Here is a 21,110-nt window from a genome sequence, read left to right on the forward strand (position 1 = left end):
AATCAAAGCTCAAACGTCCTATAATTTTACGCCGTTAGATCAACCTACAGGGCTTTACTTAAGTCCTAACGAATCAGCAACAGTGAGGAATGAAGGGGCTCAAGTCGTCAAAGTGTACATCGGAACAACGAACTATGACGGCTCTACGATGGTAAAATCGTTAAATCCAAGCGAAACTGCTGTTGTCTCTCGTCCAGAAGGCGGGCTATTGTATTTTGGTAACGAAAATGTCGGAGGTGAGTCCACTGTCACTGTAGTATCAGGGGGTACCCCAATTCCGTTTTTCGAGCTCGGACGTCACAATAAGCAAGACTGGAATAATCTCTTGTCTTCTTATCCAACCACATACAATGCAGCCGAACTTAAAGGTAGACGCGGTTTTGTGACTACCTCCTACGAGCGTATGAATCACTTCACAGAAGATACAGATCCAACCTTGCTAATCCAAAAGATCGATCAGATGGTCGATATAGAAGATGCGGTTTCTGGTCTTCGCGTAGACGGGTCAGAGTATGCTAAATGGAACCCGCATATGTATCACTTTGCCGAAGATAGGACAGGCGGGGGATGGATGTGGGCTGGGGGTAACGGTACAGGGTACGTCACAGCTTCTTTGTCTGCACTCCTAGACTACAACTCTTTCGTAACAGACGGTTGGGGGCCTTGGCACGAAGTTGGTCACGAGCATCAACAATCGTGGGGATGGAGCGGTCTAGGTGAAGTAACCGTCAATATTTATTCTCTTTCGGTGCAGAGAGCTTTCGGAAATGTTTCTCGCTTGGAGAATGATGGCGTATATCCTAAAGTAATCTCGTATCTCAATCAAGCAAATGAAGGAAAAGACTTCAATGCAATCGAAGATGTTTGGATAAAGTTGGCGTTGTTTTGGCAATTAGATTTAGCGTTTGGAGATCAGTTTTATCCTAAGCTGCACCAAATGTGGCGTACACGTTCAGATGATTTTGGACTTGTAGGAAAAGAACAAATGTTCATGTATATGGCTTCTGTAGTATCGAACCGTAACTTGATACCGTTCTTCGAGCAATGGGGACTTCGTCCAACTGCTGACATGAGAACCAAGATTGAATCTTTGGCTTTCCCTGATTTAGACAAAGAAATTTGGAAGAATAGAGATTCCGCGCCAATTGTTGAATACACGTTACCTGAATATGTAGTTCCAGTTGTATCTCCAAACGGGACACAAACCATTTATATGGGTCAGGCAGTTACTGATATTAATAACTTCGATCAGTGGGTTTCAGCATCAATGCCTGTCACGATCTTAACGGCTAACCTTACTAATATGTTCCCAAATCCGACGGGTAGTGTGGCTATTCAAGTTATGGATACGGGAAGAAACACCAACCTAGTCAAAATACCTGCTGTTATTACGGGTTCAGACTCGATCGTTTATCAAGGTATAAGTAACTGGAACATAGCAGGTGTTACGTTCAACCATAATACAAAATCATTGAAGGTAGAGACTTCAAATCGCAACGGGGGAATCCATTCCTATTTTAGCACGAACTACATCAGCCTAACCGTTATCGACGGAGTAACAGGCATCGAGAAGTATACGGCTTCAGCCGTAGGTACTGGAAACCCTTCCGCATTTGTAGATACCCTTAATGGTAAGCAATTCGAGTATGGGGATAAGATTGTAATCTATCACCAAGAGCCGAACAGTAGACTCCTAGTTTACGACAAGCAAGGGGAGAAATTCCCTGCAGGAGAGAGAACACAAACTTTCTACATTACGCCGAATGGTTTAAGTCGTACACCTTACATACCATAGTTCTAGTAAGAAATTTCACACCTTAATCTAAAAGGAAAATAAGGCCAACCAGAATAATTCTGGCTGGCCTTTATTATTTGACTTGAATGGCAACGCTAGCGGACTCCAAGTCCTGCGCTTCTGCCTTCACGATAATCTGGCCTGCCGTGATGCCAGCTCTAACATAGGCAAGCAGCTTTCCATGATAGGCCTTTCTAGATGATGAGCTATATGGTTCTAGATCCTGCGCATCACCATTTTCCAAGCCGATGATTTCACCAGGCCCTTCGATGGACAGCTGGATCAGATGATCTGCCAGATAAACAGGCTTCCCGTTACAGTCGGTGACTTGAAGCTCAATGTGGGCGATATCCTGTCCATCAGCGCTCAATTCCGTTGAATCCACCTGCACGGCGAGTTTTTCCGGTTGTGAGGCCGTTTCCAACACAGCGGAGCAGTGGATGCCTTCAGGACCTCTGGCAACGACATGCAATGTCCCTTCCTCAAAGTCAGCCTCCCAAGTCAAGTAGCCAAGCGGAGAATCCTTGAGCTTCTTCGTCCCAAGCGATCTTGCATTTAGGAACAGCTCCGCTTCTTCACAGTTCGTATAACAGATGAGCTCTACTTGCTCGCCCTGTTTCCAGTTCCAATGGGGAGCACCGCCATGCCATCGTTTGTTACCTGTATATGCGGAATCGCCCTTACTTGCAGTGGCGAGAAAAGCCATCGGCTCCTGGCTCCATAGGCTCTGACGGAAGTAATAGCTGGCTTTCTTAAAGCCGGCAAGGTCCAGGAATCCAGCTTGCGATGCCCGAATGGGCCACCCTTTTGCCTCGCCCATATAATCGATTCCTGTCCAAATAAATTGCGCACAGATCGCATCGTTATCTCTGACTGCGAGCCATGCCTCCAGGCTGGCGCCATTTTCACTGCCCAAAGTAACGCGATTCGGATATTGCTGCCGCGCTTCTTCGTAGAGATGCTCCTTATAATTGTAGCCCACCACATCAAGGGCATCCGCATAGCCAATCAAATTCGCCAATTCCGGAAAGGCCAAAGCTGCAGTGACAGGCCTTGTTGTATCGCATTCCTTCACATAGGTCACGAGGCGTTTGGCAATCGTAGTCAGCCGATCACTTTGCGGTTTCTTCGGATCATATTCTCGTTCAGCCGCTGGTTTATTCGCATCGTTATTGCCTGTCATCGTTTGAAAATAAGGATGGCAATAAGGGTCATTCGGATAATCCACTTCGTTTCCTATACTCCATAAAATGATGGAAGAATGGTTGCGATCCCGCAAAACCATTTCCTTAATGTCCAGTTCACCCCATTGCGGGAAATCCTCATAGTAGCCGAAATGCTTAGCCGGGTAAACATTGTGGCCCGTGGACCATTTGTGCTTGACGCCTTCCCATTCATCAAAGGCCTCATCGATGACGAGGAATCCCATAGAGTCACATAAATCGAGTAAGTTCGGAGCGGGTGGATTATGGCTCATGCGAATGGCATTGCAGCCCATTTCCTGCAGTGTCTGAAGTCTGCGCACCCATACTTTGGCTGGAACCGCGGCACCGAGTGCCCCTGCATCATGATGAACACAAACGCCCTTTAATTTCATATTCACACCATTCAAGAAGAATCCCTTATGTGCATCAAATTCAAACCATCGAATTCCCACGGGCGTGATCACATGATCGATGACTATCCCGTCTTTCCAAATTTCCGTACATAAAACGTACAAGTTAGGGGAGCTAGGGGACCATAGGCTAGGGTTACTCACCTTGATCGTTTGATCCAGTTCCGTACCGGAGCCACTCCGTAYGATTCTGGTGTCTGCAACCGAATCGATAAGTTCTCCGTCGGCATTCCGAAAAGTATTTGTAATTTCAATCGTCTCATTTGTTGCCATCTCATTGGATAATCGAATGTTAACGGAAACGGTTGCTTGTTGCTCGGAGACCTCCGGCGTGGTGACAAATACACCGTATTGATCAATATGTATCGCATCGGTGAGGGTGATATAAACATCCCTGTAAATACCAGACCCGGTGAACCACCTGGAGTCCGCAATATCTTTATGGTCAACCTTGACGGAAATCACATTGTCCTGTTTCCCGAAGGAGATGAAGTCCGTGATGTCATAGGTGAAACTGCTATAGCCGTAAGGACGTTTCCCGAGATAATAACTGTTGCACCATACTTGGGAGTTGTTATAGATGCCTTCGAAGGTGATATAGACGCGTTTGCCTTCTAATTCCTGAGGTAAAGCCAAGTTTTTGCGATACCACCCCATGCCGCCGGGCAAGTATCCAGTGCCGCTGGAATGCTCTTGCGAAAAGGGTTCTTCAACGGACCAATCATGAGGAAGGGTCACATCACGCCAGCTGGAATCTTCAAATCCGCCATACCAGGCTTTGGGTTCATCTCCTCTGAAAAACTTCCAATTCAAATTGATATTTTCAATGATTCTGCTCGTATTCATCGTCGTTCTCCCTTCACATCTGAGCATTCATAAAATTGCAAGATTATTCGTTGTCGCGCTTTCATTATAAGATTAGAATGAGAGTTAGTGAATAAATCAAATTGCTAGATACATGCACAAAATTGCTAATGGAGTGATCACGCTGATAAATATATCGGGCAATGCGCTTGAAGACTGGTTTGAACATGGGGTTGAGAGGATTGACAGTTTRCTGACTGTCAATTGTTGCGGATATCAGAAGCTGATGACGAGAGATTTAACGCGGGAACGAGAGCTTGGCAGAGTGGATTATCAATTGATTTATCTTGTGGGCGGGAAAGGGACCTTCATCTTCAATCAGCAATCGACGGAGGTGTATCAAGGGCAAATCGTCATTTATTCCCCCAATGAACCTCAGAATTACACCTATCACGTGAAGGATGCCACGGAGGCGTATTGGATTCATTTTACCGGGCATGGTGCGCATGATTATTTGCAACAATGTGGACTTCTTGACTCATCTATTCATACGGTAGGCCAGGTGGATGAAGTGGCAGCTCTGTTTAAAAAAATCATCCAAGAACTGAATATGAATAAGCCCTTTAGTCAGCATTTGACAACAGCCTACTTGTTCACTTTACTTGCTCTACTAGGCAGAAGGCTGCAACACACGGAAAACCAAGGGAAAGCGGACCACCATGCCGACATCCATAAGATCATGGAAATCATGCATGAAAGCTATAGTCAGAATCTGATCGTCTCGGACCTTGCCAAGAGGTGCAACTTGAGTCTGTTTCGATTTATCCATAAGTTTAAGGATGTAACTGGTACTACGCCAGGCAAATATGTGACCGGTATCCGTGTAAATGAAGCTAAAAAGTTGCTTTCAGAAACTTCGTTGAACGTGAAAGAAGTCGCCTCGATTGTTGGCTATGAGAATCCCTTATATTTTAGCAGGGTGTTCTGCCAAGCCGTAGGAATCCCGCCAAGTCAGTATAAAAAACAGCTAGAGCTATAAATAAAGGAGTATTCTTGGTTTAAAGCGAGCGTAAGAGCCTAGAACCTAAGCGATAAGACGTCCACGATCAAAGTGGGCGTCTTTTTCAATGAAACTACAGATTCCTTCAATTTTGATCTATTCCGCTCCCTCCTCATGGTTGGTAAAGTTGGATTAACCACTTGCCAGATTTGGTTTTGAAAGGATAGGTATTGGATATGTCGTTGACGACTGATCGATGGATCGAGGTAGATTTAAGCTGGTTTAAACCCAATTCGATTGTAGAGCAAGTTCAAGCCTTTATGGATAGAGTGAATCCACTATTTACAGATATAAGCGGTGAAAAGGGGGTTATTCTGAATTGCGGTTGGGTGATCGACCTTGTGACCGAATGGACAGGAAATCCGGATCAGCCACTTCCTTTCCRCAGCCAGTTGATGAAAGCATGGGAAGGTCAATCTTATCTCGTTTTGCAAACACTGGTTGCAGCCCTTCGTCAATCTGCGGAGGATCGAGGAATAACGGATTTCCGTATCGGGGTACTTTTTGTTGCTTGGGGACAATTCGTCATTCATGGAGATTTGTACGATATTGAAAGCAGTTGGTTTGAACGACATGGGGAAATGTATGCCGATCATGAAGCGCCTCAGCCAAATCTTCTGCCAGACATGCCCCTTAGAGGAGAGAGGTATCCCTATGCATCACGCCCAGAAGGCTTAGTGGAAGGGGAGTCATTTGCCACATTTTTCGGTGAACAGTGGGGGAGTTTGTCTCGTTTTCTCGGATTTACGGCGATTCACCTGCGAGATCAATTTATGGGGGCGATGGTGTATAACCGCAAGGGACCTTATGGAGTAGCAGGTCCTTCTGATCCCCAGAAGTTAATCCGATATTCGCAGGACTTCATCGAGATATTTAGAGAAGTGAAACGCGGGAATCCGAATGCGCTTTTAATGKGGTATTCCTCTGCCATCAGCGCTGTAGCTGAGTTGCGGGTTGGGTGTGTGGATTTGGAATCCTTAGTGAAGGATGGCGCGATTGATATCTGGATTGATCAAACCTGGGGCGGTGCCTGGCAGGATTGGTGGGGGCTTGAATGGCTAGGCTGGACGTTCCAGCTATCTAATTTACTCACGCATCGCGCGGTCATCGAAGGCGGGAATCTTAATCGCACTAAACCTTGCAAGCACTATCATCTGATCGAGACTTGGGATGCTTGGGAGCCATGGGATACGCTGCATCAAGTTCCAGAGAAGCTGCGATGGGCGATTTGGGCATTTTCACATGCTGCTGTCTATACGCCCGAGGGCGTTCGGGTACCTGATGGCTCCTATATCTCATGGGCCAATAACAGGGAAGCTGAGCTGTTGAGCGAGCCGGACATCGCTTTTTTGGTTACACAGTTGAATGCAGCGCAAAGGAGTGCTTCGAAGTTAGAGCATGTGTATGGTCCGACGCTCATCTATAATCGGAACATGATGGCGTGGTTGAACTCTACGCTACCGGATAGTAACTGCAGTGAATGGATTGACGATCAGGCTGCCATGCTGATGAAATGGGGCGTGCCTTGTCTCAGCGCTTCACGTATGGAATGGTTGGGGGAGATCACGGAACCTGAAGCTTGCTTGCTGCAGGTGCCAGGGCAATTATCCCAAGAAGAGAAGGCCCTCCTTTGCACAATGAAGGGGGACGGTGTTCCACTTCTCATGATTGGCAGAGCGGATCAGATCGATCCGGATATTCTCCAATTGGCTGGAGTGTCACTGCGGGATAACCTTATGAAGCAAGGCTTTTATAAGGGATATAACCGACAGGGACAAGAGAAGGATGATTTGGCATCCGCGGTCACCATCCATCTTCCTGTGACGCAGCCGATCCAAGTGACAGATGGGGTTGTAATGTTTGAAACAGATCGCACACCGACTGTGGTGAAAAGCCAAGAAAATCACGCGATCTATTGGCAGCCGCAAGATTTGAGAGAGCCTGATAAAACGCATTTATCACAACACCAACTGGGAAATCTCTTGCCGTATGCAGTCGTCAGCCAGCTTCTGATCGAAGGGTCTGTTGAGCGGCAATTGTCGCACATACAACCGCCACCGTTTACGCAGCCGATCACGGTTCATTTGTGGAAAAGTGATGGCGTTGTCCATATTCTTATTGGGAATTTGGAGACTGGCATCATCGGGGATTCCCGAACGTCAAGAACTGTCGAGTTGCGTGTGAATCGATCACACGTTGGTTTGCCAAAGGGACAGCATCATTTGATCAGTATAGATGATGAGATTGTTAGGCCAAATGCAGATGTTGCAGGATTCCTGCATTTTACATTGGAAATAGGGGCCGAAGCATCTAAAGTTTACACGCTTGCACAATCAACAGATTAGTATATTGAAAATGAAGCCTTAAATCACTTGTGGATAAGTGGTTTAAGGTTTCATTTTTTAAGTGGCATAGAAAGCGAGCAGATACGCATAATAAGACTGATAAATCAGGCGATGCGTAGTTATTCGAAAGTTGACGTTGACGTTAACGTCAAATATGGATTATGATAATCTCATCGAAAGGCAAATTCATGTTGAAGGGAGTGTTTGGATGGATAAATTCAAAATTGACGACGTGGCTAAGGAGAGCGGATTGACCAAACGAACGATTCGTTACTATGAGGAAATCGGATTATTGTTTCCGCCAGAACGAAGTGAAGGCGGCATGCGCTTATACACACGCAAACATATCGAAAGATTGAGTCAAATCGTGAATGCTCGCGATGTTCTTGGATTTTCACTCATGGAGATCCAGGATTTCGTAACCATTCGTGAGAAAATGGGTGAGCATCGGGAAGTCTATTTGAAAACGGATGAAACCGAGCACAAGCTACAGCAGTTGAGAGAAATGAAGGTCATGGTCGACCAGCAATTGAGCATGGTTGATCAGAAGCTTGCTAAGATGATTGAATTTCGCAAGGAAATCGAACACATTCAGAAGCGCATCAATGATGGTATTACTAAAATGTCAACTTAGAAGGAGTCTTTTGGAAAATGCAGCCAACAACTACGAGTAAGGCCAACACGGCCCCACAATCACACCAGCATGTATCGAAAGTCAGTATGTTTAGTCAACCGAAAGCGGTATGGGCCATTGTTTTCGCCAGTATTATCGCTTTCATGGGTCTGGGTCTCGTCGATCCGATCCTACCTGCCATCGCGAAGAAGCTTCACGCTTCCCATAGTGATGTCACTTTACTATTCACGAGTTATAATGCAGTTATGGCCGTAGCGATGCTGATCACGGGTGTCATTTCATCCCGGATTGGCATCAAAAAAACACTGCTTACAGGTATCGTTATCATCGCCATTTTCTCTGCATTAGGTGGTATGTCTAACAGTATTTGGAGTCTTGTTTGGCTACGTGGGGGATGGGGACTTGGAAACGCACTATTCGTCGCTACAGCCTTGTCCGCGATCGTATCTTTGTCCAAAACAGGCGTCGCCCGTTCCATCATTTTGTTCGAAGTAGCCGTGGGTCTTGGGATCTCCGTAGGCCCGCTGCTAGGAGGGGAGCTTGGTGCCATTTCCTGGAGAGGTCCATTCTTTGGTGTGGCCGGTCTCATGGTGATTGCGTTCTTTATGATTCTATTTATTATGCCTAAACCACAAACGCAAATTCGTTCAACCAAAGCTTCATTGGCAGATCCATTTCGTGCCTTGAAGTTCAAAGCCCTTCGCACATTCGGAATCGCAGCATTTCTTTATAACTTCGGATTCTTTACCTTACTTGTATACGCTGCACTAGTCTTAGGTAAGTTAGGATTGGATGAGCATCAGCTCGGTTACGTTTTCTTGGGCTGGGGACTTATGCTTGCCTTTACATCTGTCTTTACGGCGCCTAAGCTGCAGAAACGCTTTGGAACCCTTCCGTCGATGTGCGTTCAATTGCTTTTGTTCGCTATTACTTTGTTTGTAATGGCCAACTGGACGACAGACAAAACCGTCATAATCGTAGCTGTTATCATTGCAGGCGCTTTCCTTGGCAATAATAATACATTGATCACTACAGCGGTCATGAACGCGGCCCCTGTTGAACGTCCAACGGCCTCAGCGGCTTACAGCTTCTTGCGTTTCATCGGAGGGGCAATCGCCCCATACCTAGCGGGTAAGCTTGCTGAATGGTTCAACCCGCAAATGCCATTTATCGTCGGCGGCGCTTGTGTTGTCCTTGCTGTCATCTATTTATGGATGAACCGAATGCATTTGAAACATGTGGATGAGGTCGAGAGTGCGCATTAAAGTATAGTTCGATTAGGGAGCTCGCTAACCAGCGTGGCTCCTTTTTTCATATCTAATCATTTTCCGATATGGACAAGCAAAATGTTCAGGAATGTAATCAAAGTGGTGAATCCATTTGTTCACATTGTTCATAGAACTTGTAATAATTCACTATGAAGCAGTTCATGAATCCTTTAGCATTAGTCTTAGTAAGGATGGTAAGGGGGTGAATATAAGGCTGTTAGGTGAATGTCCCCGTATTATTGAAGTACCGATTTTCTCAGATTAGGACGAGAGGATGAGAGCCGTGTACGTTCATTCAAATGAAAAATACTTAGGGAAGTTACTGGTTGTCGGATTGATCATTTCTTTATTCTTATCATTGTTTCTTACGACACAAAAGGCTGAGGCAGCAAGTGTTACCATTCCAAGTAATGGCGTTCAAATAAAGGATAGTGCGGGAAATCTTTTGCAAGCACATGGCGGTGGCATCATTAAAGTAGGCTCGTATTACTACTGGTTTGGTGAGAACAGAAGCGGTGATAACTTGGTTGCTTGTTACCGCTCAACGGATCTCAAGACGTGGGAATTCCGCAACAATGTATTAAAGCATTCTTCGGCTCCTGAATTAGCGACAGCTAATATTGAGCGGCCAAAAGTCATCTATAATGCGTCTACAGGTCAATTCGTCATGTGGATGCACAAAGAAAACGGCGTTGACTACAGCGAAGCGAGAGCTGCCGTTGCCTACTCTTCCACAGTAGATGGCAATTACACATGGCAGGGAAGCTTTCAACCTCAAGGTCAATACATGTCTCGGGATGACACCTTGTTTGTGGATGACGATGGCTCCGCGTATTTCATTTCTTCTGCCAGAGAAAACTTAGATACGCATATCTACAAGCTTTCGTCTGATTATAGATCTATTGCATCCTTAGTTCAGAAGGTTTGGGTTGGTGCACAACGTGAAGCGGCGGCTATGTTTAAAAGGAATGGTGTCTACTTCCTCGTGACCTCCGGAGCAACCGGCTGGGCGCCGAATCAAATGAAATATGGGACAGCAACTAGCATCGCAGGGACATGGAGCGCACTTAGCAATGTTGGAGACGGCACTTCGTTTGATTCACAGCCAGCTTACATTCTCCCTGTTCAAGGCACTTCTACAACATCGTATCTCTATATAGGGGATAGATGGGCAGGTGCGTGGGGCGGCATCGTGAATGATTCGCGGTATGTTTTCCTGCCGATTGCCTTCCCGTCAAACACATCCATGAGTTTAACGTATTATGATAAATTAACGATTGATACCGCAACAGGAACAATTTCAGGATCTAACTACAGTATTAACTCAACGACGAATTATAAGATTCTCAACCGGAATAGTAATAAGTCACTTGCTGTCAGCGGAACGGACAAAAATCTTAGTGCAGCGCCAATCCAGCAGTTCACGGATACGACAGCGCTCTTCCAGAGATGGCAATTCGTGAAAAAAGCGAATGGCTACTACAGTATCGTGAATAAACAAAGCGGTAAATATATGGACATCAACGGCCAATCCACAGCGGATGGAGCAACGAACATTCAATATGCGAGCAATGGCGGTAAGAACCAAGAATGGCTGTTAGTTGATCTTGGGAATGGCTATTATGCCATCGAGAATCGCAATAGCCGTAAATTTATGGATATCAGTGGCAGCTCCACGTCGGATGGCGGTCAGAATGTCCAATGGACTTGGAATGGCGGCAATAATCAACAGTGGACGATTAATTAATCGAATTGTGAAGCGAGGCATGGAGAAATCCCATGTCTCGCTTTTTCCATACGTCCATGCGCCTACATGTATCACATACATCACAACCTCCCCCGAAATGATCATAGACAGTGCAAAAATCAGTAGCTAACATGTTATTATAGAGAATAATTGGCAGCAGGTTGTCTGACAGGAGGAAGTGTCGATGTATAAGATTCTGGTCGTGGATGATGAGCCGACAGTTAGCGCGGGGATAAAGAGCTACTTAATGAAATCAGAGCTGGGGATTGGTCATGTGGAAACAGCGCTGAACGGTTTTGAGGCGTTGGATTGCTTACGCATGGACACATATGATCTCGTGTTAACAGATATTCAGATGGGGATGATGAATGGCATCGAATTAATGGAAGCGATCCTTCTGGAGCAGCCGCATCTTCCCGTAATTGTCATCTCTGCCCATGAGAAGTTTGATTTTGCTAAGAGAGCGCTTAGGTTAGGGGCTAAGGATTATTTAATCAAGCCTGTCGAGCTGGATGAACTGATGCGGGTTGTCGGTAAGTCCCTTCAAGAGAAGAAGGAAATGGGAAGATTGACGCTGCAACGTCCAGATACAAATGCTAGTATAGATGGCCATTTGCTGAAGAAGAGGCACGAAGCACTCATTGAATTGGTAACGGAAACAGATTTACAGGAAAAAGATTATGAAGATCTTCTGCGTGAAATTGGCAGCTCACTTAAGGAGCAAGGTCATTGGTATGGCATCGCTGCCGTACATTTGAATTTGAGCAAGGGCGGTTTTAGTAATCAAGACATTACACTAATGGACCGAAAGCTTTTGAAATATGCATCGGTGAATATATTGGAAGAAAGCTTGTCCGATTGGTGCGGGGTAGCCTTTTACGGGTTTGGCAATCAGCTTGTCTGTGTGATTCAATTGGAAGCCTTTGATACCGTGGATAAGAGGCTGCCGATGAATGCTCAACTGAATCTGATCGGTCAAACGATCATTATTAATTTGAAGCAGTATTTGAATGTTGATGTAACGGTCGGAATGAGTACGCTGAGCCTGGACTTGTCGATGCTTCCGAAGCTGATGGAAGAGGCGAATGCGGCCATTGAGTGGCGGAAGCTGCACCCCGATAATAACGTGCTTTATTATGAAGATATGTCAGCCTTGGGCAATATGAGGATGATGGAGTGGGCAGCCAAAGTGGAAGAACTGGTGCTGCATATGAAGACAGTGGATGAGGCCCGATTATCACAGGATCTACAGTCCGCTGTCAAAATACTGTCCAACTTGTACCATTCAGAAGGGTTATTCCATAGCTGCTTTGGACTATTGGTCTACCGATTGTATGGTTTGCTCTTTGAGAATGGTCATGAATGGAGCAGTTCATTCCGCCAATATGATCCAGATGTGTATTTCAGAGGCATGGAAATTAACCGGAAAGTAGCTTTTTTACAGGAATATGTACACGGACTCTCTGATGTCATCYGGGCGTGCATTAGTGAGAGGGACCAAACGGTGGTTTCCCGTATCTCGGCTTATATTTTCAATCATTATGGTAATCACGAACTGAAGATTCAAGATATCGCTGGAGAAGTACATTTTAGTGCAGCCTATGTGAGCTATTTATTTAAAAGGGAAACGAACAAAAACGTATGGGATTTCGTCTCTGAGGTGCGGATCGAAGAAGCGAAGCGATTGCTCGCAGTAACGGATTTGAAGCGGTATGAAATATCGTATCAAGTGGGGTATCAGTCACCGGAGCATTTTAGCCGAATGTTCAAACGGTTCATAGGCATCTCTCCGGCTGATTATCGCAAAGAGATCAGGGGGAATTAAACTGAGGCTCCAATATAAGGTGATTGTTGCATTTTGCTTGTTTATCATTGGGCCGTTTCTGATTGTCGGATGGATCTCTTTCTCGCGAACTTCCGCTACCATCAAGGATGAGGTTGGGAAGACGATGCTTCAGCTGGTGAAGCAGAACCATGCCACGATGGAGAACACGTTGTCTGCGGTCAGAGATAAGACGGTAACATTTCTGGACAATCATTTCTTCAGCAACCCGAAGCAATTCGCTTTTTGGACCCATATTGAGACGATAAGCGCACTGGGTGAAGCAGATACCATTCTGGAGCGCTGGTCCTCAGATGGTACTGAGTATGCGATTTATATGTCTAATAAAGGATATGAACAGATTCCTGTTAATGCCCTTTATAAAAAACAGGGTCTTATCTATTTAAATAGCGGCAGCGCTTACCCGGAATGGGCCTTGCAGACGCAAGAGGAAAAAGGGGCTGGAAGTCTTCGACTAGCCGAGTTGAGTTCAGGACAGTCAACTGTAACATTTACGAGAAGTATTTTGAATCCAGAAAAATATGATGAATCACTTGGCTTTCTTGCCGTTTCTAAGCTGGAGGTTTTACTGACCAAGAATCTCGTTTCAGTACAACTGCCCGATCATGCTGGTGTTTTTTTATTCGATAGTCGGGACGAATTGCTGATGAAGGCTGGTACAGCGGAGATGGAATTGTCGGAATTGCCAGAGGGGCTGCGCAACCAAACCTCGGGTTATTATTATGCGGAAAAGAATAATCAAAAGGATCTTTACGCGATTTCCTATGAGTTTAATTTCAATACGAGACTGATCTACAAGATTCCGCTCAATTCCATTATGGGGAAACAAACGAGCTTTCAGCAGCTGATTATGGTGATGCTTGCCATCTATTTAATTCTAGTTCTGCTTTTCGTGTTGTACTTGCTGCGGAATATCATTAAACCGTTGGCTCGCTTAGTTACATTCACGCGTGTGTATGAGTTGGGAAGACCATTTGACTTTGGAGGATCGGCATCACGCTCTCCCTCTGACGAGTTCGGTGTCTTATATACGGCGTTTATCCGAATGACTGGCAGGTTGAATGAATCGATTGAAGAAAATTATGGGATGAAAATTAAACAGAAAGAACAGGAGCTGAATACGCTCCATTCTCAGATTACACCGCATCTGCTTTACAATACACTAGATTCGATCTATTGGTATGCCCTCGAAAGCGGTAATCATGATGTTGGGGGCATGGTCAAGGACTTGTCGAAGCTGCTGCGCATTGGACTCAGTAAAGGGAAGAGTATGATTCCGGTCAGCGAAGAGCTCGAGCATGTGCATGCGTATATCAGGCTTCAAATGAAACGGTATCCAGGAAACTTCGAAGTATTCTGGGACATTGATGAAGACTTGGATACATTCAAAATGCCAAAGGTCATCATCCAACCGCTGGTTGAGAATGCGATCTTCCATGGGATTCAGAGTATGGATGGGGAAGGCCATCTGTGGGTTCGTTTGAAACGCGTTGGCGAAGAGATGCATATTCTTGTTGAAGACAATGGATTCATTCCCGTGAATATCGAAAAGCTCCGCATGATTGTCAGTGGAGAAATGGATGATAAAGGGTATGGCATCCGCAATGTCCACCAACGCATCCAGTTGCATTATGGGGATGCCTATGGATTAAGCTATCGCCTGCGGGAGGGCGGGGGGCTCATTGCGACCATAATAATACCGATACAGCCAAGTGAATAGGGTTACACGATCTGGATCCGGCCTATGGCCGGATTTTTTGTGCGTTCTGGGTTGGGTGGCGGCGATTGGTGAGGAGGAGAGACGATTGGAGCGAGGAGTTACTCAAAAAAAATTGTGTAACTCGAGAGCGCTCGATCGAAAAGAGAGAAGCTGAAGCTGGAATATCCAGCGTCAGCGAGGCTCAGCTACTCGAACTGACATACTGAAGCTGGAATATCCAGCGTCAGCGAGGCTCAGCTACTCGAACTGACATACTGAAGCTGGAATATCCAGCGTCAGAGAGGCTCAGCTACTCGAACTGACATACTGAAGCTGGAATATCCAGCTTCAGAGAGGTTCTGCCGCTCGAACTGACATACTGAAGCTGGAATATCCAGCTTCAGAGAGGTTCTGCCGCTCGAACTGACATACTACTGACGCTGGAATATCCAGCGTCAGAGAGGCTCAGCTACTTGAACTGACATACTACTCGAAAATCCGATTAACTCGAGAGCGAGTGAGCGAGAAGAGAGGAGAGGAGATACTCGAAAAATTCGAGTATCTCGAGCGCCTAAAGCGAATCGCCCCGAGCAATAGGCTCGGAAAACGAGCTTAAAGTGAATCGCCCTGCGCAATAGGCTCGGAAAACGAGCTTAAAGCAGCCTCTTTTACATGCGGCAATATTGATTTCTGCTTGGATGTACTTGTGGAGGATTCATCACGTTCTTATACGGATACATCATCGAAATAGGGGATCCCGTATTCTATACTTAATTTAACAGAGAAAGGAGTGGACGCAGTGAGAGAGACAGCCGCACCTCCACGACAGGCAGGGCAGACGCGATATCAAGCAAAGGGTGTTAAGTTTTTGCGGAACTTCTGGCAATTCCGAACATTGACATTGATGATCCTGCCAGCAGCCCTCGTGCTATTGCTTAATAATTATTTACCAATGTTTGGGCTATTCATTGCCTTCAAGAAAATCAATTATGTCGATGGCATTTGGGGGAGTCCTTGGATTGGCTTCGATAACTTCACATTTCTATTCAATAATGGATCTTTGTGGCGAATTGTACGAAATACAGTAGGCTACAGCATGACGTTTATGATTGTGAATTTGATCTTAGCCGTGGCTATTGCATTGGCACTCAATGAGCTCCGGAGCCGAATAGCGGTCAAGAGCTATCAAAGTTTCCTGATTATGCCCCATTTTTTATCCATGATCGTTATTAGTTATCTCGTATACGCCTTCTTGCACCCGACACAGGGCTTCATGAATACCACGGTTCTGAAATGGTTTGGTAAAGAACCGGTGTCTTGGTACATGGTGAAGGAATATTGGCCATTCATACTCACCGTGGTCAGTGCTTGGAAAGGTGTCGGTATAGGTGCCGTGATCTACATCGCAGCTATCGCCGGTATTGATCCCGAGTATTATGAAGCAGCAGTTATTGACGGGGCCTCGAAGTGGAAGCAGATAATGCATATCACCCTACCTTCTATTATGCCAATTATCATTATCATTACAATTCTGAATATGGGACATGTGTTTAATTCAGACTTTGGACTCTTTTACCAAGTACCGTTGGATTCTGGTGTCTTATATCCAGCCACCGATACAGTAGATACGTATGTGTACCGTGTTTTGACGCAACTGAATGATATCGGCATGTCCTCGGCAGCAGCTATGGTACAGTCGGTTCTAGGCTTCATTATGGTATTTCTGACGAATGGAGCGGTCCGCCGAATAAATTCGGATCAAGCTTTATTCTAATTGATTGGATAGGAAGTGAACCTGATGGTCTCCAAATCGTATCGAAGGGAAAATCGCATTTCCCCACCGGCTGAGACGATACTTAATGTCATTTTCATCTTATTATCGCTAGCCTGCGTACTACCTGTCATTCTCGTCATCACTGTATCCGTCACACATAGTGATTCTTTGATCAATGAAGGATACAGCTTTTTCCCTTCGAAATGGTCGTTGATCGCTTATAAGACTGTATTCAAAGATTTTACGACGATGGCAAATGCTTACAAAGTTTCTATTGGGATTACCGTTGTAGGCACCCTATTAAGTGTCTTACTTATGGCTTTATACGCGTATCCCTTATCTCGCAAGGATTATCCTTATCGTAACATGTTCACTTTCTTTCTATTCTTCACGATGTTATTTAACGGCGGAATCGTGAGTCGTTATATGATTTACACCCAGACGCTTCATCTGAAAGACTCTTATATGGCCTTGATCCTACCGCTCTTAATCGTTCCGTTCAATGTGATTATTATGCGTACATTCTTTCAGACTACAATCCATCCAGCTTTGATCGACTCTGCCAGAATAGATGGAGCGGGTGAACTGCGTATCTTCTTACGAATTGTTCTTCCTTTATCATTGCCGGTGCTAGCTACGATGGCGTTATTCTCAACCATTCTGTATTGGAACGATTGGTTTAATGCGTTGCTCTTCATCAATAAGGAGCATATGTATCCCATACAGTTCCTCATGTTGCGCGTGCTGAAAGATGTTCAGTATCTCCGCGAGAATCTGACGATAGCCGCTCAGAATCCAGAGTTGCTTAAGAATTTGCCCAATGAGTCCCTGCAAATGGCCTTAGCATTTATTGCTATGGGACCCATACTGATTGTCTACCCATTCTTTCAAAAATATTTCGTCAAAGGCTTAACTGTCGGTGCCGTCAAAGGCTGATCACAGTAACACCGGCTGCGAATTGCTGCTCGCTTTCGTGAGCCGTTTCCTATACCATTTATTACAGGAGGGTCCACAATGAAACGTAGAAAATCAGTCATGCTTGCCCCTATGGCGCTGGCGCTAGGATTAACCGCAGTATTACCCGCATGTTCAAGCGGCAACACAGCAAGTACCGCAAGCCCGGCGACGACTGCCGCCAGTTCAGCAGCTCCAGCTAGTCCGAAAGCAGCAACATTGGAGCCGTATGATGTATCCCTCGTCTATCAAGCGAAGCCGCAGAAGGATGATGCCCTCGTTCAAGAGAAGCTGAATGAATATTTGAAAGCTAAAATCAATACGACAGTCAGCTTGCAGCCAATAGCTTCAAGTGATTACAAAAAGAAGACTGAGTTGATGATGAATACCGGTGAGAAAATGGATCTCGTCTTCACCGCTTCCTGGTTGGATTTCTCAGCAAATGTGACGAAGGGAGCATTCTTGGAGCTAGATACGCTTTTGGATAAATTTGCCCCAGAAACGAAGAAAATGCTTCACCCTCTTTACCTAGAAGCACCACGCTACAAAGGGAAGCTTTATGCTATACCTACGGATAAAGAAATCACACAAGGTAAAGCCTTCACGTTCCGCAAGGATATCGTAGATAAGTACCAAATTCCGATCGACAAGATCAACAAAGTGGAAGACTTAGAGCCGTATTTTGAAAAGATTAAAAAAGGCGAGCCGGATATGCTCAACTACTTTGTGGCTGGCGGTCCTGCGAGCTTCATGATGTATGAATCTAAATCCAATTATCGTCCAATCGGACCGGTACCAGCGAAGCTTCCAATGTTCTTCCTGGATTACAAGTCAACGGATATGAAAGTCAAAACCGTGTTGGATCAAGATATCGTTGATTTGAATAAAGGCGATGCCGAAACATTCCGCAGATATTATGAAAAAGGTTACATCAACGCAGATGCGGCTACGACAACAACGAATATTACAGATATTCGCAAGCAGGGCAAACTCTGGCAACAAACGACGGTATGGAAACCAGGCTCCGATATTGAATTGAAGCTTACCGATAATTTTGACTGGGTGTCACACGTAATTGAAGAACCTATCGTAACGACAGATTTGGCGACGGGTTCGATGTTGTCTATTTCTAGAACGTCGAAGAATCCAGAGAGAGCGATGATGGTGCTTAACATTCTTCATACAGACCCTTTCGTGATCAACCTCCTTGTGAATGGTATCGAAGGTAAGCATTACAAAAAAGTGGGTCCTAACCGTATCGAACCCATTAAAGATTCTGGCTATGACAGCCAAGTGTTCTGGGTACTAGGTAACCAATTCCTTAACTACATGAAACCAGGCCAACCGGATGATCTCTATGAGAGCTGGAAGAAATTCAACAATGATGCGAAGCGCTTCCCGTTAATCGGCTTTGTTTTCGATGATACGAATGTGAAGAACGAAGTTGCTCAGCTGACGACGATTGTCAACGAATATAAAGTTATTAGTACAGGTGCGGTTCCGAACCCCTCGAAATTGATTGATGAGCGTAATGTGAAGCTGAAAGCAGCTGGTCTTGAGAAAGTGAAGACAGAACTGCAAACGCAAATTGATGCTTGGTGGAAAGAGAACAAAAAATAGGAAGAGCTAGAGGTGATTTCCGTTGAAACCCCAGAACCTCATTTACACCTTAGTCAGCTATGCTTCCCACTATGATACGTCATGGGGACATGGAACAGCCGTCGAGGGTGTGGAGCGGACAGCAAGATTAGCCCATGCGCATGGTATCCCTGTGACATGGATCGTCAACCGAGGCTCCATTCCCGTATTGGGTGAGCAAATTCGGCAGTGGCATGAGGCATATGGTGACGATATTATTCTTCAATGCCCTTTCTTTATGGAAGATTCCGGTATGTCGAAGGAAGCATTTAAGACAAGGCTGCAGAGCGATTGGCAACTCGTTCAGGAGACTTTTCCTTGGGCGACAACCAAGATCGCAGCAAGGGGCAAGATTTATAACGAAGTGATTGAGGTGCTTGAGGAGCTTGACTTCCAGGGCATGTGGGGCTATTGCTGGGAKCAAGTGTGGTGGGACGGTATCACGCATAAAGGGATCCCTTGGGGATCCTGGTATGTGGATAGTCACCGATACAAGGTTCCACATGCTGGCAAAGGCAAAGTCGTAGCTTGCGAATGGACGGCAAGGGACTTGCATCTGTCTTACCATACAGGCAGTCCTGTTATCTACTCAACCGACCCTAATGATGTGCTGCGCGCTGGGCTGTGTACAGGTGACGAAATTACGTATTGGCAAATGCTGTTTGATGAATATTTGGATAATACCGACCATAATGAGCAGGTGTTTTTCCTTCAACAGCAAGAGGCACATGAAATGGAGTTCAGTGATCGCTTTCAAGTTTTTCCAGCTTCACACGTTGAGGCATGCGAAGGGATGCTGGACCGATTCTTTGCCTACGTTGCACATTGCGGTGTAACGCTCACTACCTTGCCGAAGGCGCTGGCGAGCTACCATGAACAGAATCAAATCACAGCACCGTCCTATATGTTAACCARGGATAAGCCGATTCGCCCGGAAGTCAACGACTACACCATGACGCTAGGCGGTGTGGCCGCTGGACCATGGCCGGATACGTTCCTCTATTATGACAGTCAGTGTCAGCTGGTATTCRTCAAAGGGGAATGCAAACCGCGTCTTGCCCGCAATTACGTARGCCAGTGGAATATGCAAGACGAATTCGAAGAAAAGATTCCCCCGTTATTCGTAACGACCTACGAGAAAACGAGCAATCACATTGAGGTTGTCTACGAAATCGGGAACTGGAAGCCGATGCCGTTCGGGCTTGTGTTCTGGGACGATGAACTGAGCGGTTATGCGGTCGAGAGCTGCTCTGACGATGTGGAAGCCAAGATGATTAAAGACCAATTGGTGTTCCTTCGCTTCAATCTGACGGGAGAGAAACGGACGATTCGATTAGTGCTTAGGAAAAAGAAGTAGGCTAGATTGGTAACTAGATAATGAAATGTAGAAAAACTTCCAGTCTATCGACTGGAAGTTTTCTTTTGCATACCTGTTCAGCGTGTTTCTATAAAAACTCACTGTTAAACTTATTCAGAAGTTCACCGAACCTTATCTGATCTTCCAGAGTCCAATCTTGAAGATGTCTTGATAGATACTCCAAGCGAGCTTGTTTGTTCAAAGCCAATTCCGCCGTTCCGCTTTCCGTGATCTGCATGGCATAGGCGCGGCCATCTTGGGGATCCGGTATCCGATAGAGATAGCCTTTTTGTTCTAAAGCGGTTGTCTGCCGGCTGATTGTCGACATATCGAGATGAAATTCCTCAGCCAATGCTTTCACGCCAGCGGATCCGCGTGACGAAATTTGGTGAAGGAGAAGATATGCCGCGCGATCCAAATTGCCAACTTTTTTATTGGTAATGGCTGCGATATAACGGCGTATACATATCGCTAATTCGACCTCAATGGTTTCAATAGGATTTTTTGTCATTCATGTACCTCATCTTTAGGCGTTATCATTTATTTATGCTTGTATCGTAACACACAGCGGATTATT

Annotated in this window: 14 protein-coding genes; 12 read left to right on the top strand and 2 right to left on the bottom strand. The window is 45.5% G+C overall.

Going from position 1 to position 21,110, the window contains the following annotated elements:
• Window positions 1-1,795: M60 family metallopeptidase (locus tag AC1DVJ_RS21915; protein WP_477593286.1), on the top strand; the 1,795-nt coding region annotated here is incomplete at its 5' end.
• Window positions 1,796-1,868: 73 nt separating this feature from the next.
• Here AC1DVJ_RS21915 and AC1DVJ_RS21920 read toward each other — a convergent pair.
• On the bottom strand, window positions 1,869-4,256 hold the full coding sequence (locus AC1DVJ_RS21920; protein ID WP_477593287.1) for a glycoside hydrolase family 2 TIM barrel-domain containing protein: 2,388 nt from the start codon (window positions 4,254-4,256) through the stop codon (window positions 1,869-1,871).
• A gap of 112 nt (window positions 4,257-4,368) precedes the next feature.
• Here AC1DVJ_RS21920 and AC1DVJ_RS21925 point away from each other — a divergent pair, with 112 nt between their 5' ends.
• The 11 genes from AC1DVJ_RS21925 to AC1DVJ_RS21975 all read left to right on the top strand — a co-directional run bounded on the left by AC1DVJ_RS21925 (window position 4,369) and on the right by AC1DVJ_RS21975 (window position 20,533).
• On the top strand, window positions 4,369-5,253 hold the full coding sequence (locus AC1DVJ_RS21925; protein WP_477593288.1) for a helix-turn-helix domain-containing protein: 885 nt from the start codon (window positions 4,369-4,371) through the stop codon (window positions 5,251-5,253).
• Window positions 5,254-5,450: 197 nt separating this feature from the next.
• Window positions 5,451-7,619, top strand: coding sequence for a hypothetical protein (locus AC1DVJ_RS21930; RefSeq protein WP_477593289.1), 2,169 nt, complete (start codon window positions 5,451-5,453; stop codon window positions 7,617-7,619).
• A gap of 208 nt (window positions 7,620-7,827) precedes the next feature.
• Window positions 7,828-8,253, top strand: a complete 426-nt coding sequence (locus tag AC1DVJ_RS21935; RefSeq protein ID WP_477593290.1) for a MerR family transcriptional regulator — start codon at window positions 7,828-7,830, stop codon at window positions 8,251-8,253.
• A gap of 17 nt (window positions 8,254-8,270) precedes the next feature.
• The gene (locus tag AC1DVJ_RS21940; protein ID WP_477593291.1) at window positions 8,271-9,518 is read left to right on the top strand and encodes an MFS transporter; all 1,248 of its coding nucleotides are present in this window, start codon (window positions 8,271-8,273) and stop codon (window positions 9,516-9,518) included.
• Window positions 9,519-9,804: 286 nt separating this feature from the next.
• Entirely contained in the window at window positions 9,805-11,268 is a 1,464-nt protein-coding gene (locus AC1DVJ_RS21945; protein ID WP_477593292.1) for an RICIN domain-containing protein, read from the top strand.
• A gap of 184 nt (window positions 11,269-11,452) precedes the next feature.
• On the top strand, window positions 11,453-13,093 hold the full coding sequence (locus AC1DVJ_RS21950) for a response regulator transcription factor (RefSeq protein WP_477593293.1): 1,641 nt from the start codon (window positions 11,453-11,455) through the stop codon (window positions 13,091-13,093).
• Between the two features lie 19 nt (window positions 13,094-13,112).
• Complete coding sequence (locus tag AC1DVJ_RS21955; protein ID WP_477593294.1) at window positions 13,113-14,831, top strand: sensor histidine kinase; 1,719 nt, start codon at window positions 13,113-13,115, stop codon at window positions 14,829-14,831.
• Between the two features lie 778 nt (window positions 14,832-15,609).
• Window positions 15,610-16,584 (top strand): ABC transporter permease, encoded by a 975-nt coding sequence (locus tag AC1DVJ_RS21960; RefSeq protein WP_477593295.1) that lies wholly within the window; start codon window positions 15,610-15,612, stop codon window positions 16,582-16,584.
• A 24-nt stretch (window positions 16,585-16,608) separates the two neighbouring features.
• Complete coding sequence (locus tag AC1DVJ_RS21965; RefSeq protein WP_477593296.1) at window positions 16,609-17,520, top strand: carbohydrate ABC transporter permease; 912 nt, start codon at window positions 16,609-16,611, stop codon at window positions 17,518-17,520.
• Between the two features lie 78 nt (window positions 17,521-17,598).
• On the top strand, window positions 17,599-19,158 hold the full coding sequence (locus AC1DVJ_RS21970) for an ABC transporter substrate-binding protein (RefSeq protein WP_477593297.1): 1,560 nt from the start codon (window positions 17,599-17,601) through the stop codon (window positions 19,156-19,158).
• Window positions 19,159-19,180: 22 nt separating this feature from the next.
• Complete coding sequence (locus AC1DVJ_RS21975; RefSeq protein ID WP_477593298.1) at window positions 19,181-20,533, top strand: hypothetical protein; 1,353 nt, start codon at window positions 19,181-19,183, stop codon at window positions 20,531-20,533.
• 88 nt (window positions 20,534-20,621) lie between these two features.
• Here AC1DVJ_RS21975 and AC1DVJ_RS21980 read toward each other — a convergent pair whose 3' ends face one another.
• Window positions 20,622-21,044, bottom strand: coding sequence for a MarR family winged helix-turn-helix transcriptional regulator (locus tag AC1DVJ_RS21980; protein ID WP_477593299.1), 423 nt, complete (start codon window positions 21,042-21,044; stop codon window positions 20,622-20,624).
• Window positions 21,045-21,110 lie beyond the last annotated feature (66 nt).

The sequence above is a fragment of the Paenibacillus sp. P4_A9 genome (assembly GCF_056402415.1).